Annotated in this window: 15 protein-coding genes and 3 pseudogenes; 13 read left to right on the top strand and 5 right to left on the bottom strand. The window is 61.3% G+C overall.

The features are described from left to right. Positions 1 to 14 precede the first annotated feature (14 nt). From LJU32_02195 to LJU32_02185, 3 genes and pseudogenes are all read right to left on the bottom strand, one after another. Positions 15 to 596, bottom strand: coding sequence for a hypothetical protein (locus tag LJU32_02195; GenBank protein ID WKV89293.1), 582 nt, complete (start codon positions 594 to 596; stop codon positions 15 to 17). Next, positions 593 to 1,078 (bottom strand): annotated as a pseudogene (locus LJU32_02190) (Hcp family type VI secretion system effector). The gene LJU32_02195 and the pseudogene LJU32_02190 overlap by 4 nt, the downstream one beginning before the upstream one ends. Positions 1,079 to 1,236: 158 nt before the next feature. After that, complete coding sequence (locus tag LJU32_02185; protein WKV89292.1) at positions 1,237 to 2,277, bottom strand: low specificity L-threonine aldolase; 1,041 nt, start codon at positions 2,275 to 2,277, stop codon at positions 1,237 to 1,239. Positions 2,278 to 2,403: 126 nt separating this feature from the next. Between LJU32_02185 and LJU32_02180 the strand changes: the two genes are divergently transcribed. The 8 genes and pseudogenes from LJU32_02180 to fdhA all read left to right on the top strand — a co-directional run bounded on the left by LJU32_02180 (position 2,404) and on the right by fdhA (position 12,467). Next, complete coding sequence (locus LJU32_02180) at positions 2,404 to 3,114, top strand: conjugal transfer protein TraX (protein WKV89291.1); 711 nt, start codon at positions 2,404 to 2,406, stop codon at positions 3,112 to 3,114. Between the two features lie 284 nt (positions 3,115 to 3,398). Further along, a complete protein-coding gene (locus tag LJU32_02175; GenBank protein WKV89290.1) occupies positions 3,399 to 4,652 on the top strand; it encodes a serine hydroxymethyltransferase in 1,254 nt (417 codons plus the stop codon). A gap of 22 nt (positions 4,653 to 4,674) precedes the next feature. After that, a pseudogene (locus LJU32_02170) lies at positions 4,675 to 5,924 on the top strand (sarcosine oxidase subunit beta family protein). A 14-nt stretch (positions 5,925 to 5,938) separates the two neighbouring features. Continuing rightward, positions 5,939 to 6,268 carry a sarcosine oxidase subunit delta gene (locus tag LJU32_02165; GenBank protein ID WKV89289.1) on the top strand — a complete coding sequence of 110 codons (330 nt, stop codon included), beginning with the start codon at positions 5,939 to 5,941 and terminating at the stop codon, positions 6,266 to 6,268. Continuing rightward, positions 6,265 to 9,282: a sarcosine oxidase subunit alpha gene (locus LJU32_02160; GenBank protein WKV89288.1), complete on the top strand. Its 3,018-nt coding sequence runs from the start codon at positions 6,265 to 6,267 to the stop codon at positions 9,280 to 9,282. Before LJU32_02165 ends, LJU32_02160 begins: the two co-directional genes overlap by 4 nt. A gap of 142 nt (positions 9,283 to 9,424) precedes the next feature. Further along, positions 9,425 to 10,057 carry a sarcosine oxidase subunit gamma family protein gene (locus LJU32_02155; protein ID WKV89287.1) on the top strand — a complete coding sequence of 211 codons (633 nt, stop codon included), beginning with the start codon at positions 9,425 to 9,427 and terminating at the stop codon, positions 10,055 to 10,057. A 233-nt stretch (positions 10,058 to 10,290) separates the two neighbouring features. Further along, complete coding sequence (gene purU, locus LJU32_02150; GenBank protein WKV89286.1) at positions 10,291 to 11,148, top strand: formyltetrahydrofolate deformylase; 858 nt, start codon at positions 10,291 to 10,293, stop codon at positions 11,146 to 11,148. A gap of 119 nt (positions 11,149 to 11,267) precedes the next feature. After that, positions 11,268 to 12,467 carry a formaldehyde dehydrogenase, glutathione-independent gene (gene fdhA, locus LJU32_02145; GenBank protein WKV89285.1) on the top strand — a complete coding sequence of 400 codons (1,200 nt, stop codon included), beginning with the start codon at positions 11,268 to 11,270 and terminating at the stop codon, positions 12,465 to 12,467. 61 nt (positions 12,468 to 12,528) lie between these two features. Here the strand turns inward: fdhA and LJU32_02140 are convergent, their stop codons facing one another. After that, positions 12,529 to 12,840 carry a hypothetical protein gene (locus tag LJU32_02140; protein WKV89284.1) on the bottom strand — a complete coding sequence of 104 codons (312 nt, stop codon included), beginning with the start codon at positions 12,838 to 12,840 and terminating at the stop codon, positions 12,529 to 12,531. Positions 12,841 to 13,119: 279 nt separating this feature from the next. Here LJU32_02140 and LJU32_02135 point away from each other — a divergent pair, with 279 nt between their 5' ends. After that, positions 13,120 to 13,683 carry a DUF2780 domain-containing protein gene (locus LJU32_02135; protein WKV89283.1) on the top strand — a complete coding sequence of 188 codons (564 nt, stop codon included), beginning with the start codon at positions 13,120 to 13,122 and terminating at the stop codon, positions 13,681 to 13,683. Position 13,684: 1 nt separating this feature from the next. Here LJU32_02135 and LJU32_02130 read toward each other — a convergent pair. Further along, positions 13,685 to 14,571: pseudogene (locus tag LJU32_02130) on the bottom strand (acyltransferase). Positions 14,572 to 14,855: 284 nt separating this feature from the next. Here LJU32_02130 and LJU32_02125 point away from each other — a divergent pair. From LJU32_02125 to creD, 4 genes are all read left to right on the top strand, one after another. Then, a complete protein-coding gene (locus LJU32_02125) occupies positions 14,856 to 15,362 on the top strand; it encodes an ATP-dependent zinc protease (protein ID WKV89282.1) in 507 nt (168 codons plus the stop codon). 69 nt (positions 15,363 to 15,431) lie between these two features. Then, complete coding sequence (gene creB, locus LJU32_02120) at positions 15,432 to 16,112, top strand: two-component system response regulator CreB (protein ID WKV89281.1); 681 nt, start codon at positions 15,432 to 15,434, stop codon at positions 16,110 to 16,112. Then, positions 16,112 to 17,530, top strand: coding sequence for a two-component system sensor histidine kinase CreC (creC, locus tag LJU32_02115; GenBank protein ID WKV89280.1), 1,419 nt, complete (start codon positions 16,112 to 16,114; stop codon positions 17,528 to 17,530). The genes creB and creC overlap by 1 nt, the downstream gene beginning before the upstream one ends. Positions 17,531 to 17,662: 132 nt before the next feature. Next, positions 17,663 to 19,030 carry a cell envelope integrity protein CreD gene (gene creD, locus LJU32_02110; protein ID WKV89279.1) on the top strand — a complete coding sequence of 456 codons (1,368 nt, stop codon included), beginning with the start codon at positions 17,663 to 17,665 and terminating at the stop codon, positions 19,028 to 19,030. Positions 19,031 to 19,095 lie beyond the last annotated feature (65 nt).

Below are 19,095 nucleotides of genomic sequence, written 5' to 3'. Positions count from 1 at the left end.
GTCCGGGGTCGGATTCAAACTTCTGAATCTGGCGATGACATTCGGGTTGGCGGAGGGAGCAGTTGTGCCTCAAGCTTCTCGGCGACAATGCTTTTCGGCACGATGTAAAAACCCGGCTCCGATGGGGCCGGACGATCTTGCGGCCAGTGCTCGCTGGGGAAGAACTTCAAGTCGTTGACGGGGTGAGGGCTGCGCGCGGTGCTGCTGTTATTAACGCGCGCCACCCTGAGGTTCTGCTGATGAATCGCGCGCAGCAACCTGTCTGGATCGGAGCGCGAGGCAGGCTGCCTGAGCATCGATAACGGGCGTTTTTTCACCGCTTCAGGAACGGCACCTTTGGTGCCGCTTACCAGAACTCTGGATTGGTTCAGAAGATGACGCTGTTCCTGTGCGAGGGCGTCAAGGCCCATGTCCGCTGAAAGGCGGCCGCTGGCGACATCATCGACAATGCCCTTGGCGAAGCGCGCGACCTCCTGATTGAACTGCACGCGCGCACTGCCGAATGCCAGATGACGTGAGCCGACTGTCTGTGCCTGTGCGAGCAGCTTGCCGGCAACGTGTCGAACGTCGCTGAGACCATGGCGCTGATCGCTCAACCTTCTTCGCCCCACGAGGCATGACCGCTGGTCCCGGCGAGGTGATGCACCCAGCTGATGCCACGATAACGAATGGCGACCTGCTCCTGAGGTTCCGCGTCGTTGTGCAGAATGACGTGGGGCATATCCAGGTTCAGTTCGGTGAGCACCGCACCGTCGATCGAGACAGAAAATTATTTTTCCTGCTGACCCTGAGGGGAGGTTCGGTAGAAGTTGATCTTGCAGTCGATCTCTTCACGGTTGGCCAGTGCCTGGGCCAGCAGCGGTGAAGATTTGTCGACGACTTTGGTGACAATGACCGGCGCGTGGGTGGCTCGGTGAGAGTTGTCGAGGTTGGCGAGGTTGTGGCTGTACGACAGCACCATGATTTGATCGGTGTGTGCCGCCTGATATCTGTTGCCGACCGAATCAGGCGTTGAGCAGCCTGCCGAAATCAGCCCTTGGGTCTTGCCCATGATCGTCATGTAGCCGGGAATTGCCATCGCGTGCGCTCCTTGAATCGGGAGCGGGCAGTCTATGGCGGGATTTTCGTGCTTTCTGTAGGCCTTGGTGTAGTCCGATTCTGAAAATGCAGGTCTGCGACGCGCAGCCTCTGGGTTGCATTCCCGTGCTGAGCATGGGAATGCAACTAGGAGGGTAATCAGGCCGACATGACCTCGCGAATATCGTGCGCCAGTTCGCGCACGCGTTCTTCTTCGGTGTCCCAAGAGCACATGAAGCGGGCGCCGCCCTTGCCGATGAAGGTGTAGAAGCGCCAGTTCTTCGCGGTCAGGGCGGCGATCGCCGGCTCGGACAGTTGCAGGAACACGCCGTTGGCCTGCACCGGGAACATCAGCTCAACGCCGGGAATGTCGCTGACCAGTTCTGCCAGCAGTTGCGCGCAGTGGTTGGCGTGGCGGGCGTATTTGAGCCAGGCGTCGTTTTCCAGAATGCCGACCCACGGTGCCGACAAAAAGCGCATCTTCGACGCCAGTTGCCCGGCCTGCTTGCAGCGGTAATCAAAGTCTTCGGCCAGTTTGTGGTTGAAGAACAGGATCGCTTCACCCACCGCCATGCCGTTTTTCGTGCCGCCGAAGCACAGCACATCAACGCCGGCTTTCCAGGTGAGGTCGGCGGGCGAGCAGCCGAGGAATGCGCAGGCGTTGGAGAACCGCGCGCCGTCCATGTGCAGGTGCAGACCCAGTTCCTTGCAGGTTGCGCTGATGGCGCGGACTTCTTCCGGGGTGTAGACGCTGCCGACTTCGGTGGCCTGGGTCAGGGTCACCACCCGCGGTTTCGGGTAGTGGATGTCCTGGCGCTTGAGGGCGACTTCGCGGATCGATAGCGGAGTGATCTTGCCGTTTTCAGTGCCGGCGATCAGCAGCTTCGAGCCGTTGGAGAAAAATTCCGGAGCGCCGCATTCGTCGGTTTCGACGTGGGCGGTTTCCGAGCAGATCACGCTGTGGTAACTCTGGCACAGCGACGACAGGGCCAGGGAGTTGGCGGCGGTGCCGTTGAAGGCGAAGAACACTTCGCAGTCGGTTTCGAACAGTTTGCGGAAATGATCGGCCGCGCGGGCGGTCCATTCATCGTCGCCGTAAGCGCGCTGGTGGCCGTGGTTGGCCTGTTCCATGGCAGCCCAGGCTTCAGGGCAGATCCCGGAATAGTTGTCGCTGGCGAATTGTTGGCTCTTGTCGGTCATGGCCGGCTTCCGTAATCGAGACTCTTGTGAAGGCTCGTGGTCAATGAGGATGCGCACTTTACCGAAGATCTTCCGGGGAGCACATGCGATGTCGGGTGGGGAAAATTACCAGTTTATGGGCCGATTATGCACCTGAGCCAACGCGACGGTGCCCTGGATCTGCTCAAGTGGCTGGCGTTGCTGAGCATGTTGCTCGATCACCTGCGATATGTCGGCTTCTCCGCCGATTGGTTGTATGTGCCCGGGCGATTGGCGTTTCCATGGTTCTGCCTGGCGATGGCGGCGAATCTGGCACGAGACGGTTCGCGCAAAATGGAATGGCGCTATCTGGGCTGGCTGTTGCTGTTCAGCGCCATCAGCGAAATCCCTTATCGCTTTTATATCACCGACCCTGACACGTTCAACGTGATGCCGACGCTGGCGCTGGGCTTGCTGGTGGCGCGCGGCTGGCAGGACCCAGCGTCGGTGGCGCGGTTGCTCGCATTGGCCGCGTTGGTGGTTGCGGCGGTTTTTTCAGAACGACTGATGTTCGGTTTCTTCGGCGTATTGTTGCCGCTGGCGATGCTGCTGGTGTTCCGCCGACCCTGGTATTTCAGCCTGTTGCCGGGGCTGGTGTGTCTGGCGGCGAACCAATGGCAAGTGCTGCTCGAATCGGCGCGCTTCGGCAACAGCGTGGCGATTCTCGGCCTGGCGACATGTCTGCTTGCGCCAATGCTGGGAATGTTCCTGTTGCGACATGGGCGACATCTGCAGCCACCACCGATGCGGCGCTGGGCGTATGCGGTGTATCCCGCGCATTTCCTTCTATTGCTCGCCGTCCGCGCGGCATACACCTGACCCTGTGGGAGCGGGCTTGCTCGCGAAAGCGGTGTGTCAGGCGGCATAGATGTCGACTGACACGGCCTCTTCGCGAGCAAGCCCGCTCCCACTGGGGATCTCCACGCTTTTGAATGATGTGTCCGACCAGCCTTTTCCAGCCATGTCGTAAACGCACCTTTGCGTGGCGTCCGCAGGCATTTGAGCTGTCTGTGCCGGTCATACCATCGCATCAAAGGGCACCGCTGCGATTGCCGGTGCCTTACCGAGACGAATGGCGCACAGATGCCGCTGGGAGAGACGCGATGTTCAGCAAGCAAGACCAGATCCAGGGTTACGACGATGCACTGCTGGCGGCGATGAATGCCGAGGAGCAACGTCAGGAAGATCACATCGAGCTGATCGCGTCGGAGAACTACACCAGCAAGCGCGTCATGCAGGCGCAAGGCAGCGGCCTGACCAACAAATACGCCGAAGGCTATCCGGGCAAGCGCTACTACGGTGGCTGCGAACATGTGGACAAAGTCGAAGCGCTGGCCATCGAACGCGCCAAGCAACTGTTCGGTGCCGACTATGCCAACGTCCAGCCGCACTCCGGCTCCTCGGCCAACAGCGCCGTGTATCTGGCGCTGATCCAGCCGGGCGACACCATTCTCGGCATGAGCCTGGCCCACGGCGGTCACCTGACCCACGGCGCCAAAGTGTCGTCTTCGGGCAAGCTCTACAACGCCGTGCAGTACGGCATCAACACCGACACCGGGCTGATCGACTACGACGAAGTCGAGCGTCTGGCCGTCGAGTGCAAACCGAAAATGATCGTTGCCGGTTTCTCCGCTTACTCGAAGACTCTGGACTTCCCGCGTTTCCGTCAGATCGCCGACAAGGTCGGTGCGCTGCTGTTCGTCGACATGGCCCACGTCGCCGGTCTGGTCGCTGCTGGCCTGTACCCGAATCCGCTGCCGTACGCCGACGTGGTCACCACCACCACGCACAAGACCCTGCGCGGCCCGCGTGGCGGGCTGATCCTAGCCAAGTCCAACGAAGAGATCGAGAAGAAGCTCAACGCCGCCGTTTTCCCCGGCGCCCAGGGCGGCCCGCTGATGCACGTCATCGCTGGTAAAGCGGTGTGCTTCAAGGAAGCGCTGGAGCCTGGCTTCAAGGCCTATCAGCAGCAAGTGATCGACAACGCCCAGGCGATGGCGAGCGTGTTCATCAAGCGTGGCTACGATGTTGTGTCCGGCGGCACCGACAACCATCTGTTCCTGGTCAGCCTGATCCGTCAGGGCCTGACTGGCAAGGACGCGGACGCCGCGCTGGGCCGCGCGCACATCACGGTGAACAAGAACGCCGTGCCGAACGACCCGCAGTCGCCGTTCGTGACCTCGGGCCTGCGCATCGGCACCCCGGCGGTGACCACGCGCGGCTTCAAGGTCAGCCAGTGCGAAACCCTCGCCGGCTGGATCTGCGACATCCTCGACAACCTCGGCGACGCCGATGTCGAGGCCAATGTCGCCCAGCAGGTCTCAGCCCTGTGCGCAGACTTCCCGGTTTATCGCTGAGTCGGTTCTGGAGTAAATGACTATGCAACGCTATTCCGGCTTCGGCCTGTTCAAACACTCGCTCAGCCACCACGAAAACTGGCAGCGCATGTGGCGTACGCCCACCCCGAAAAAGTCTACGACGTGGTCATCGTCGGCGGCGGCGGGCACGGCCTGGCGACGGCCTACTATCTGGCCAAGGAGCACGGCATCACCAATGTCGCCGTGGTCGAGAAAGGCTGGCTGGGCGGCGGTAACACCGCGCGCAACACCACCATCGTGCGTTCCAACTACCTGTGGGACGAGTCGGCGCACCTCTACGAACACGCGATGAAATTGTGGGAAGGCTTGTCGCAGGATCTCAACTACAACGTGATGTTCTCCCAGCGCGGCGTCTACAACCTGTGCCACACCCTGCAGGACATCCGTGATTCGGAACGTCGGGTCAGTGCCAACCGCCTCAACGGCGTCGACGGCGAATTGCTCGACGCCAAGCAGGTTGCGGACGAGATTCCGTACCTGGACTGCTCGAAAAACACCCGCTACCCGATCATGGGCGCGACCGTGCAGCGTCGCGGCGGCGTCGCCCGTCACGATGCCGTGGCCTGGGGCTTCGCGCGTGCCGCCGATGCCTTGGGCGTGGACCTGATCCAGCAGACCGAAGTCATCGGTTTCCGCAAGGAAAACGGCGTGTGCATCGGCGTCGAAACCAACAAGGGTTTCATCGGCGCCAAGCGCGTCGGCGTGGTGACGGCCGGTAACTCCGGGCACATGGCCAAGCTGGCCGGTTTCCGCCTGCCGATCGAATCCCACCCGCTGCAAGCGCTGGTGTCCGAGCCGATCAAACCGATTATCGACAGCGTGATCATGTCCAACGCCGTGCACGGTTACATCAGCCAGTCCGACAAGGGCGACCTGGTGATCGGCGCCGGTATCGACGGCTACAACGGCTACGGCCAGCGTGGTTCGTACCCGGTGATCGAGCACACCATCCAGGCCATCGTCGAGATGTTCCCGGTGCTCTCGCGGGTACGCATGAACCGCCAGTGGGGCGGCATCGTCGATACCACGCCGGACGCTTGCCCGATCATTTCGAAAACGCCGGTACCGAACATGTTCTTCAACTGCGGTTGGGGTACCGGCGGCTTCAAGGCCACACCGGGTTCGGGCAACGTGTTTGCCGCGAGTCTGGCCAAGGGTGAAATGCACCCGCTGGCCGCACCGTTTTCCATCGACCGTTTCCACAACGGCGCTCTGATCGACGAACACGGCGCTGCTGCCGTCGCCCACTAACAGGAGAAATCCCTATGTTGCACATCTTCTGTCCTCACTGCGGCGAACTGCGCTCCGAAGAGGAATTCCATGCATCCGGCCAGGCGCACATTCCGCGCCCGCTGGATCCGAACGCCTGCACCGATGAGGAGTGGGGTGACTACATGTTCTTCCGCGATAACCCGCGCGGTCTGCACCACGAGTTGTGGGACCACGTTGCCGGTTGCCGCCAGTACTTCAACGTCACTCGCGATACCGTGACCTACGAGATTCTCGAGAGCTACAAGATCGGCGAGAAGCCGCAATTCACCGACAAGGCTGGCACTGCGAAAACAGCCACGACGGCGCTGGGAGAGAAGGTATGAGCCAGACCAATCGCCTGTCCAACGGTGGACGGATCGACCGCAACAAAGTGCTGAGCTTCACCTTCAACGGCCAGACCTACAAAGGCTATGAAGGCGACTCGCTGGCCGCTGCACTGATTGCCAACGGCGTCGATATCATCGGCCGCAGCTTCAAATATTCGCGCCCTCGCGGCATCTTCGCCGCCGGTTCCGAGGAGCCGAACGCCGTGCTGCAGATCGGTGCCACCGAAGCCACGCAGATTCCCAACGTGCGCGCCACGCAACAGGCGTTGTATCAGGGTCTGGTCGCCACCAGCACCAACGGCTGGCCGAGCGTCAACAACGACATGATGGGGATTCTCGGCAAGGTCGGCGGCAAGCTGATGCCGCCGGGTTTCTACTACAAAACCTTCATGTACCCGCAATCGTTCTGGATGACTTACGAGAAGTACATTCGCAAGGCTGCCGGCCTCGGCCGTTCGCCGACCGAGAACGATCCGGACACCTACGACTACATGAATCAGCACTGCGACGTGCTGATCGTCGGTGCCGGCCCGGCCGGTCTCGCCGCTGCCCTGGCCGCTGCGCGCAGCGGTGCCCGAGTGATTCTGGCCGATGAGCAGGAAGAGTTCGGCGGCAGCCTGCTCGACTCGCGCGAAAGCCTCGACGGCAAACCGGCGATGGAATGGGTCGCCAGTGTCATCGCGGAATTGAAGAACACCCCGGACGTGCTGCTGTTGCCGCGCGCCACGGTCAACGGTTACCACGACCACAATTTCCTGACCATTCACGAACGCCTCACCGATCACCTCGGCGACCGCGCGCCGATCGGTCAGGTGCGGCAGCGCATCCACCGTGTCCGCGCCAAACGTGTGGTGCTGGCGACCGGCGCCCACGAGCGTCCGCTGGTCTACGGCAACAACGACGTGCCGGGCAACATGCTCGCTGGCGCGGTGTCGACTTACGTGCGTCGTTATGGCGTAGCGCCGGGCAAAAAACTGGTGCTGTCGACCAACAACGATCACGCCTATCGCGTCGCTCTGGATTGGCTCGATGCCAGTCTGCAAGTGGTCGCCATCGCTGATGCTCGCAGCAATCCGCGCGGTGCATTGGTCGAAGAAGCGCGTGCCAAAGGCATTCGCATCCTCACCGGCAGCGCCGTCATCGAAGTGCGTGGCAGCAAGCGGGTGACCGCTGCCCGCGTCGCCGCGATTGACGTAAAGGCTCACGCCGTGACCAGTCCGGGCGAATGGCTCGATTGCGATCTGGTCGCCAGCTCCGGCGGTTACAGCCCGGTGGTTCATCTGGCTTCGCACCTCGGCGGCAAACCAGTCTGGCGCGAAGATATTCTCGGTTTCGTACCGGGCGAAGCTCCGCAGAAACGTGTGTGCGTCGGTGGCATCAATGGCGTCTACGCGCTCGGCGATTCGCTGGCCGACGGTTTTGAAGGTGGCGTGCGCGCTGCCGCCGAAGCCGGTTTCCAGACTGTCGAAGGCGTGTTGCCGAAAGCCCTGAGCCGACTCGAAGAGCCGACCCTGGCGCTGTTCCAGGTGCCGCACGAGAAAAACTCGGCGCGTGCACCAAAGCAATTCGTCGACTTCCAGAACGACGTCACCGCCGGTGGCATCGAACTGGCGACCCGCGAAGGTTTCGAGTCGGTCGAGCACGTCAAACGCTATACCGCGCTGGGCTTCGGCACCGATCAGGGCAAGCTCGGCAACGTCAACGGTCTGGCCATTGCCGCCCGTTCGCTGAACGTGACCATCCCGCAGATGGGCACCACCATGTTCCGTCCGAACTACACGCCGGTGACCTTCGGCGCCGTGGCCGGTCGGCACTGTGGGCACATCTTCGAACCGGTGCGCTACACCGCGCTGCATGCCTGGCACGTGAAGAACGGCGCCGAGTTTGAAGATGTCGGTCAGTGGAAGCGTCCATGGTACTTCCCGAAAAACGGTGAAGACCTGCACGCGGCGGTCAAGCGCGAATGCAAAGCCGTGCGCGACAGCGTTGGCCTGCTCGATGCTTCGACCCTCGGCAAGATCGACATCCAAGGCCCGGATGCCCGCGAGTTCCTCAACCGCGTGTACACCAACGCCTGGACCAAGCTCGACGTGGGCAAGGCGCGCTACGGTCTGATGTGCAAGGAAGACGGCATGGTCTTCGACGACGGTGTGACCGCGTGTCTGGCCGACAACCATTTCGTCATGACCACCACCACCGGCGGCGCCGCGCGCGTACTGCAGTGGCTGGAGCTGTACCACCAGACCGAATGGCCGGAGCTGAAGGTGTACTTCACGTCGGTCACCGACCACTGGGCGACCATGACCCTGTCCGGGCCGAACAGCCGCAAGCTGCTCAGCGCCGTGACCGACATCGATCTGAGCAACGAAGCGTTCCCGTTCATGACCTGGAAAGAAGGTCTGGTCGGCGATGTGCCGGCGCGGGTGTTCCGTATCTCGTTCACCGGTGAGCTGTCGTACGAAGTCAACGTGCAGGCCGATTATGCGATGGGCGTGCTGGAGAAAATCGTCGAGGCCGGCAAGCAGTACAACCTGACGCCGTACGGCACCGAAACCATGCACGTGCTGCGGGCCGAGAAGGGCTTCATCATCGTCGGCCAGGACACCGACGGCTCGATGACCCCGGACGACCTGAACATGGGCTGGTGTGTGGGTCGCACCAAACCGTTCTCGTGGATCGGCCAGCGCGGCATGAACCGCGAAGATTGCGTGAAAGACCAGCGCAAACAACTGGTAGGCCTCAAGCCGATCGATCCGACCAAATGGCTGCCGGAAGGTGCGCAGCTGGTGTTCAACACCAAGCAGGCGATCCCGATGACCATGGTCGGCCACGTCACCTCGAGCTACGCGCACAACTCCCTCGGTTATTCGTTTGCCATGGGTGTGGTCAAGGGCGGTCTCAAGCGCATGGGCGAGCGGGTGTTCGCACCGCTGGCCGATGGCAGCGTGATCGAGGCGGAAATCGTGTCTTCGGTGTTCTTCGATCCGAAGGGTGAGCGGCAGAACATCTGACAACCTCGGGAGCGGTGGGCGGGCGGCTATTCGCGAGCAGGCTCGCTCCCACATTCGATCGCGTTCCCCTGTGGGAGCGAGCCTGCTCGCGAAGGCGGCGGCACAGCCACCACAGGAACCAACAGAATTCAGAAGGTGCTTTATGACCAAAGCCAATGTTTACCAGCAACGCCCGACCACCGGTGCCCGTGCCGAGTCGTCGCTGCACCATGCCGACCTCGCCAGCCTGGTCGGCAAGGGCCGCAAGAACGCCGGCGTGATCGTGCGGGAAAAGAAACTCCTCGGCCACCTGACCCTTCGTGGCGATGGCCACGATGCCCCGTTCGCGGCCGGTGTGCACAAGGCGCTTGGCATTGAATTGCCCGGCGCGCTGAGCGTGATCGTCAAAGGCGAAACCAGCCTGCAATGGATGGGCCCGGACGAGTGGCTGCTGGTCGTGCCAAGCGGCGAAGAATTCGCCGCCGAGCAGAAACTGCGTGAAGCGCTGGGCGATCTGCACATTGCCATCGTCAACGTCAGCGGCGGCCAGCAGATCCTCGAACTGAGCGGGCCGAACGTGCGCCAGGTGCTAATGAAATCCACCAGCTATGACGTGCACCCGAACAACTTCCCGGTCGGTAAAGCGGTGGGTACGGTGTTCGCCAAATCGCAGCTGATGATTCGCCATACCGCCGAAGACACTTGGGAACTGCTGATCCGTCGCAGCTTCTCGGATTACTGGTGGTTGTGGTTGCAGGATGCTTCGGCCGAGTACGGCCTTAGCGTTCAGGCCTGAGACTGAATGGCTATCGTGCCTGCTTCTGTGGCGAGGGGATTTATCCCCGTTCGGCTGCGAAGCAGTCGCAATACCTGTGAATTCGATCTACCTGATAAACCGCGGTGATTGGTTTTGGGGTGGCTTCGCCACCCAACGGGGATAAATCCCTCACCACAAAAGCAGTTCAGCGCAGGTCAGTCTGGTTCAGAGTTCACTTTGCTCACCGTTGTTGTAACAGGAGTCACCGCACCATGAGCCGCGCCCCAGACACATGGATTCTGACCGCCGACTGCCCCAGCGTCCTCGGCACGGTGGACGCGGTCACGCGTTTTCTGTTCGAGCAGGGCTGTTATGTCACCGAGCACCACTCGTTCGATGACCGCCTCTCGGGGCGCTTCTTCATTCGCGTGGAATTCCGTCAGCCCGACGGCTTCGACGAGCAATCCTTCCGCGCCGGGCTGGCCGAGCGCGGACAGGCGTTCGGCATGCTCTTCGAGCTGACCGCGCCCAACTACCGGCCGAAAGTGGTGATCATGGTCTCCAAGGCCGATCACTGCCTCAACGACTTGCTCTATCGCCAGCGCATCGGCCAGTTGTCGATGGACGTCGCGGCGGTGGTGTCCAACCATCCGGATCTCAAGCCGTTGGCCGACTGGCACCAGATTCCCTACTACCATTTCCCTCTCGACCCCAACGACAAACCGGCGCAGGAGCGTCAGGTCTGGCAGGTGATCGAAGAGGCCGGTGCCGAACTGGTGATCCTCGCCCGCTACATGCAGGTGCTGTCGCCGGAGCTGTGCCGCAAGCTCGACGGCAAGGCGATCAACATTCATCACTCCCTGCTGCCGGGCTTCAAGGGCGCCAAGCCGTATCACCAGGCCTACAACAAGGGCGTGAAACTGGTGGGCGCGACGGCGCATTACATCAACAACGATCTCGATGAAGGGCCGATCATCGCCCAGGGCGTCGAGGCGGTGGATCACAGTCATTACCCCGAGGACCTGATTGCCAAGGGCCGGGATATCGAAGGCCTGACCTTGGCGCGGGCGGTTGGGTATCACATCGAAAGAAGGGTGTTCCTGAACGCCAACAGAACTGTCGTTCTTTAGCTTCAAGCTCCAAGCTCCAAGCCGCAAGAACAAGCGGTCAGCACACTTCTTGCGGCTTGTAGCTTGCCGCTTGAAGCTCAATCAACTCTCTACCCAACAACAAATATAGAGGTGATGGCATGTCTGGCAATCGTGGTGTGGTGTATCTCGGCGCTGGCAAGGTCGAAGTACAGAAAATCGACTATCCGAAAATGCAGGACCCGCGTGGTCGCAAGATCGAGCACGGGGTCATTCTCAAAGTGGTATCCACCAACATCTGCGGCTCCGACCAGCACATGGTGCGCGGCCGGACCACGGCGCAGACCGGTCTGGTGCTGGGTCACGAAATTACCGGCGAGGTGATCGAAAAGGGCTCCGACGTCGAAAACCTGAAGATCGGCGATCTGGTCTCTGTTCCGTTCAACGTGGCTTGCGGGCGCTGCCGTTCCTGCAAGGAGCAACACACCGGCGTCTGCCTGACCGTCAACCCGGCCCGTGCCGGCGGCGCATACGGTTACGTCGACATGGGTGACTGGACCGGTGGCCAGGCCGAATACGTGCTGGTGCCGTACGCCGACTTCAACCTGCTGAAACTGCCGGATCGCGACAAGGCCATGGAGAAAATCCGCGACCTGACCTGCCTCTCCGACATCCTCCCGACCGGTTACCACGGCGCGGTTACTGCCGGCGTTGGCCCGGGCAGCTCCGTGTACATTGCCGGCGCCGGCCCGGTCGGTCTGGCCGCTGCCGCTTCCGCACGTTTGCTCGGTGCGGCGGTGGTGATTGTCGGCGACGTCAACACCATCCGCCTGGCCCACGCCAAGGCCCAGGGTTTTGAGGTCGTCGACCTGTCCAAGGACACCCCGCTGCACGAACAGATCGCCGCGCTGCTGGGCGAGCCGGAAGTCGACTGTGCGGTGGACTGCGTCGGTTTCGAAGCCCGCGGCCACGGCCACGACGGCGTCAAGGCCGAAGCCCCGGCCACGGTGCTCAACTCACTGATGGGCGTGGTGCGGGTAGCCGGCAAGATAGGTATCCCGGGCCTGTACGTCACCGAAGACCCGGGTGCTGTGGACGCCGCCGCGAAAATGGGCAGCCTGAGCATCCGCTTCGGCCTGGGCTGGGCAAAATCCCACAGCTTCCACACCGGCCAGACTCCAGTGATGAAATACAACCGCCAGCTGATGCAGGCGATCATGTGGGACCGCATCAACATCGCCGAAGTGGTCGGCGTGCAAGTGATCAGCCTCGATCAGGCGCCGGAAGGTTACGGCGAGTTCGATGCCGGCGTGCCGAAGAAGTTTGTGATTGATCCGCACAAGTTGTTCAGTGCGGCGTGAGTTCTACCCATATAAGAAGGGCAGCCGATCGGGCTGCCCTTTTTGTTCTGAACACGACCAGTTATTTAAAGGCGCATTTGCGGGCGTCACCATCCTTGGTTGCACACTCATCACCGTTCCAATTGCTACCGGTGGCTTGAACTGGAGTGTCGTTTCTGTAGCCGGCCGAGACGCCAAGGTCTGCCTCACCTTCGTATCGGCAGATGACAACTGAATTAGCAGTGTCTTTATCTTTAAGTCGGGCAGAAGTGAAGGTGACATCTTCGGCGCCTTGCGCATGGGTCACTGATATCGTTGGGCAGGTTGCAGCATAGGCAGTACTCATCATGGTCAGACCAAGCAGGGCGCCAGTGACAATTTTCAACTTCATCATTTCGTACTCCGTTACGTAATCGGAGTGGAGATATTCACTTGCGTCGTTATGACTGCCAACTGTCAGATCTGACAGTTGGTTAGTTCTAATTGAAATAAATAGTCGGGTTTTCAGTTTGAAGTCGAATAGTGAAGGGGCTATTCAACGATTGAACAATTCATTTAGGTGAGTGCGTAGAGAAGGGGATGCGCCGCGAGGAACATGCCGCCAGATCCCCGGTCAAACCGGCAGTTTCGTCGCCGTTGTCCGGTGGCAGCTTTTCCTCAAGAGGATGTCTGAATGAAGATTTCACGCGGTTTTGCCCTGGCATCGCTCCTGACTCTGGCCGCCGGGCCGGTGTTTGCCGGTTTCAGTTTGAACGACGTGGCCGGTGCGGTAGCGGGGATGCAGGGTGGTGACAAGGCGGCCGCTGCGGCGCCGACCTCGGAGACCGCTGGTTTGTTGAGTGCTCTGAGTGCGCTGGACGTCACGCCGGAGCAGGCTGTTGGCGGTACCAGCGCGATGCTTGGGCTGGCGAAGAATCAGTTGAGCAGCACCGACTATTCGCAACTGGCCAAGGAAGTGCCGGGCATCGATAAGCTGTCCGGTGGCAGCGGCAATCTGGCGGCGCTGGGCGCGTTGCTCGGTTCGTCCGGCAAGTCCGCTGGCCTTGAGAATGCGTTGGGCAATGTCAAAGACACCAACGACCTGAACAACGCGTTCAGCGCGCTGGGCATGGACAGCGGCATGATCGGCCAGTTTGCCCCGGTGTTGCTGCAATATCTCGGTCAGCAGGGCGTCGGTGGTTCGCTGTTGAGCAGCCTGGGCAGCATCTGGGGCACCGGCACCGGCACCGGCACTTGAGTCAGCGGCGCTCGCTGCGCAGCTCGGCGATGCGCTGATCCTTCTCGGTCCAGAGCTGGTTGACCCAGTTCTGGACATGCAGGCGAAACGCCGGATCTTTCTCGTAATCGCCCTGCCACAGCGTCGGGTCGAGTTCGCGGGTCCTGATGTCGATGATCACTCGCGGCACGTTGCCGCTGATCAAATCCCAGAAGCCCGGGATCTTCTCCTGCGGATACACCACCGTCACATCGAGCATCGCGTCGAGTTGTTCACCCATCGCCGCCAGCACGAACGCCACGCCGCCGGCCTTGGGTTTGAGCAGGTGGCTGAACGGTGATTCCTGCTGGGTGCTTTTCGCCAGGGTGTAGCGCGTGCCTTCCAGATAATTCACCACCGTCACCGGCTGGCGCTTGAACAGCTCACAGGCGGCCTTGGTGATTTCCAGATCCTTGCCCGCCAGTTCCGGGTTCTTCGCCAGAAAGGCTTTGGTGTAGCGCTTCATGAACGGGTAATCCAGCGCCCACCACGCCAGGCCAAGGAACGGCACCCAGATCAGCTCTTTTTCAGAAAGAATTTGAAGAACGGCGTGCGCCGGTTGAGGGTCTGGATCAGCGCCGGAATATCGACCCACGATTGATGGTTGCTGACCACCAGATAGGACGTGTCGCGGCGCAGATCGTCGCCGCCGCGAATGTCCCATTGCGTCGGAATGCACAGCTGGAAGATCAGCTTGTCGATCTCGGCCCAGGTCTCGGCAATCCACATCACCGCCCCCGATGCGTAATCCCGCCAGCGCCCGGGTGCGACCAGTTTGAGCAGGGCAAACACCATCAACGGCCCGATCAGGATCAGGGTGTTGAGCAACAGCAGCAGGGTGACGAAACAGCCGGTGAGCAGGCGGCGCATAAGCAACTCTATGAAGTGGCAGGGCGAGCCATGATAAGCAGCTTCGCGCGACAGGCCAAATCGGTGCTGACGAATGTTTCACTTTTCGCCGGGTATGCTTCGCTCAAGTGTTGCGTTGCCTGAGCTGGCCCCTTCGCGAGCAAGCCCGCTCCCACATTTTGAAATGCGTTCCCCCTGTGGGAGCGGGCTTGCCCGCGAAGGCGGCCTATGGCGAACGAATGACTTCGCTGGTGTCTAAAATCCCGCGCCTGCCGCCCTTAAATTTTTCCAAGGAAGCCTCTTACGTGAAATCCCTCCTTGCTCTGTTTGCCCTCGTCGCGCTGCCGGTCATGGCCGCCGAGCCGACGCTGTACGGTCGCTACGAATACATCGCGCTGCCGGAAATCGGTGGCGAAGTGCTCAAGGCCAAAATGGACACCGGCGCGCTTACCGCCTCGCTGTCGGCCAAGGACATCGAGACCTTCACCCGCGATGGCGAAGACTGGGTGCGTTTCCGCCTCGCCACCAAGGACGCCAGCAACAAGGTTTTCGAGCACAAGGTCGCGCGCATCAGCAAGATCAAAAGCCGTTCCGACGAGGACGATGAAGAGCGCGACAGCAGCGATGTCGCCAAGCGTCCGGTGGTCGATCTGGAACTGTGCCTGGGCAACGTCAAGCGCACCGTCGAGGTCAACCTGACCGACCGCAGCCACTTCAACTATCCGCTGCTGATCGGCGCCAAGGCCTTGCGCGAGTTCGGCGCGGCGGTCAATCCGGCGCGGCGTTACACCGCCGACAAGCCTGACTGCTAAGTGGTCTGATTGACGTAACCCCGGGCTTGGGGCACCGTTCGCGCACTCACTGCCACGGGCTCGGACGCCATGCCGCACATCCTGATTGTCGAAGACGAAGCGGCGATTGCCGACACATTGATTTTTGCCTTGCAGGGCGAGGGGTTCAGCACCACGTGGCTGAACCTCGGCGCGGCGGCGCTGGAGCATCAGCGGCAAACCCCGGCCGACCTGATCATTCTCGATATCGGTCTGCCGGACATCAGTGGCTTCGAAACCTGCAAGCAATTGCGGCGCTTCACGGAAGTGCCGGTGCTGTTTCTCAGCGCCCGCGACGCCGAGATCGACCGCGTCGTGGGTCTGGAGATCGGTGCCGACGATTACGTGGTCAAGCCGTTCAGCCCGCGTGAAGTGGCAGCGCGGGTCAAAGCCATCCTCAAACGCATGGCGCCGCGCGCAACCCTGGAAGCAGGCTCAACGCTGTTTCGCATCGATGCCGAACGCGTACAGATCAGCTATCGCGGCCAGCCGCTGAGCCTGACCCGCCATGAATTCCGCTTGTTGCAATGCTTGCTCGAACAACCTGAGCGGGTGTTCAGCCGCGAGCAATTGCTCGATGCGCTGGGCGTAGCGGCCGATGCCGGTTACGAGCGCAGCATCGACAGCCACATCAAAAGCCTGCGCGCCAAGTTGCGCCTGGTGCGCGCCGAGGCCGAGCCGATCCAGACCCATCGCGGCCTCGGTTACAGCTACAGCCCGGGGCACAGCTGATGTCGCTGGGGCTGCGGATTTTTCTGGTGTACGTGCTGTTTGTCGGCCTGACCGGCTATTTCGTCCTCAACACGGTGATGGAAGAAATCCGCCCCGGCGTGCGTCAGTCCACCGAAGAGACGCTGGTGGACACCGCCAACCTGATGGCAGAAATCCTGCGCGACGATTTCAAGGCCGGCACCCTCAGCGAGAACCGCTGGCCGCAATTGCTCCGTGCGTATGGCGAGCGTCAGCCGCAAGCGACCATCTGGGGCTTGCCGAAAAACCAGGTCAACCACCGCATCTATGTCACCGACGCCAAGGGCATCGTCGTGCTCGACTCCAGCGGCGTCGCAGTCGGCCAGGATTATTCGCGCTGGAACGATGTTTACCTGACCCTGCGCGGCGAGTACGGCGCGCGCTCCAGCCGCAGTGATCCTGCCGATCCGAGCTCGTCTGTGATGCACGTCGGCGCGCCGATTCGCGACAACGGCAAGATCATCGGCGTGGTCACTGTGGCCAAGCCCAACAGTTCGCTGCAACCCTACGTCGATCGCACCGAGCGGCGTTTACTGTTTTACGGCGCCGGACTGATCGGCCTCGGCCTGCTCTTCGGCGCCTTGCTCTCATGGTGGCTCAGCCGCGCGCTGCACCGATTGACCGGTTATGCCCAGGCGGTGAGCGAAGGCCGGCGCGTGGAAGTGCCGCACTATCGCGGCGGCGAACTGGAGCAACTGGCCACAGCGGTCGAGCAGATGCGCACGCAGCTCGAAGGCAAGGCCTACGTCGAGCGCTACGTGCACACCCTGACCCATGAATTGAAAAGTCCGCTGGCGGCCATTCGAGGCGCAGCGGAATTGCTGCAAAGTGATATGCCGGCCGTCCAGCGTTTGCGCTTTGTCAGCAACATCGACAGCGAGAGCGCGCGGATGCAGCAGTTGATCGAGCGCCTGCTCAACCTGGCGCAAGTCGAACAGCGCCAAGGGCTGGAAGAGCGCGTGGCCGTGCCGCTGGTGCTGTTGGTCGCAGAACTGCTCAAGGCGCAAGCCGCGCGGATCGAGGGCAAACAACTGCGCGTCGAGCAAGCGATCGGCGAGGATCTGCTGTTGATTGGCGAGCCGTTTCTGCTGCGCCAGGCGTTGGGCAATCTGCTGGAAAACGCGCTGGATTTCACTCCGGCGCAGGGCTTGTTGCGCTTGCGTGCCGAGCGTGTTGGCGAGCAGGTCGAGTTCCGCCTGTTCAACCAGGCCACGCCGATTCCCGATTACGCCTTGCCGCGTCTGACCGAACGCTTCTACTCGTTGCCGCGCCCGGACAGCGGACGCAAAAGCACCGGGCTGGGGCTGAACTTCGTTGAAGAAGTGGTCAAGTTGCATGGCGGGGTGATGCGCATTGGCAATGTCGAGGGCGGGGTTGAGGTGGTATTGCGCCTGCCTTGAGACCGAGTCGCTGCCTTCGCGAGCAGGCTCGCTCCCACAGGGGAATGCATTTTCCACACAATCTCCATAATTCGAACAAATTCCCACCACACCGCATCAGCAGACTTTTCCTATCCAAACAGGGAGAGTCCCATGAACAAGAATCTGACCATCAAGCTCGGCGCGATTGCCTTGCTGATCATGCTGTTATTGATCCCGTTGCTGATGATCGACGGCATCATCGATGAGCGTCAGCTACTGCGCGACGGTGTGCTCGAAGACATCGCGCGCAGTTCCAGTTACAGCCAGCAGCTGACCGGGCCGGTGATGGTGGTGCCGTATCGCAAGGTGGTGCGCACCTGGAAGACCAACGAGAAAACCAACAAGCGCTACGAAGAAGTCAGCGAGGCGCGCGGGCGTCTGTACTTTCTGCCGGAGCGTTTTGAACTCGACGGCCAGGTGCAGACCGAACTGCGCAAACGCGGCATTTACGAGGCGCGGCTGTTCCACGCCGATAACCGTATCGACGGGCATTTTTCCCTGCCGGCACAGTTGGGCATCAAGGAAAATTTTGCCGATTACCGATTCGACGCGCCGTACCTCGCCGTGGGTATCAGCGACATTCGCGGCATCGAAAACGCGCTGAAACTCGAGCTCGGCGGCCAGCAACTGGACTTCGTGCCCGGCAGCGAAGTGGCCTGGATCGGCGAGGGCGTACACGTGACCCTGCCGGCGCTCGACGCCAGCAAAGCCACGCAATTGACCTTCGGTTTCGACCTGCGCCTGCAAGGCACCGGCTCGCTGCGGGTGGTGCCGGTGGGCAAGACCAGCAGTGTCAGCCTCGCCGCCAACTGGCCGCACCCCAGCTTCGTCGGCAACTTCCTGCCGGCCAAGCGCGAGATCAACGATCAGGGTTTCAGCGCCGACTGGCAGACCTCGTTTTTCTCCACCAACCTGCAAGAGGCGATGGAGCGCTGCGTCGCTGGCGACTGTGATGCACTCAACGGCCGCAGCTTCGGCGTCAGCTTCATCGATCCGGTGGATCAGTACCTGAAGAGCGATCGGGCGATCAAATATGCGCTGCTGTTCATCGTCCTGACCTTCGCCGGTTTCTTCCTCTTCGAAGTGCTGAAAAGCCTGGCGGTGCACCCGGTGCAATATGCCCTGGTCGGTGTTGCGCTGGCGTTCTTTTACCTGCTGCTGCTGTCGCTGTCGGAACACATCGGTTTTGCGCTGGCGTATCTGTTGTCGGCCAGTGGCTGTGTGTTGCTGATCGGCTTCTATGTCAGCCACGTCCTGCGCAGCGCGCGGCATGGCTTGAGTTTCTCGGCCGGGCTGGCGGCGCTGTATGGCTTGCTGTACGGCTTGCTCAGCGCCGAGGATTACGCGCTGTTGATGGGCTCGCTGATGCTGTTCGGTCTGCTCGGGGTGTTCATGGTGCTGACGCGCAAACTGGACTGGTACGGGATTGGTTTGAAGCCGGCCAGGCCGCTGGAGTTTGACGTGGAGGCGATGCAATGAGCCGGGTGGGATTGCGTGAAGATCAGCGGGAGCTGGAGGTTTTGGTGACGCTGATTTTTGCAGCG

It is taken from the genome of Pseudomonas sp. B21_DOA (genome assembly GCA_030544685.1).
In the GTDB taxonomy this organism is placed as follows: domain Bacteria; phylum Pseudomonadota; class Gammaproteobacteria; order Pseudomonadales; family Pseudomonadaceae; genus Aquipseudomonas; species Aquipseudomonas fluorescens_AO.
This window is presented reverse-complemented; position numbering and strand designations above follow the sequence as displayed.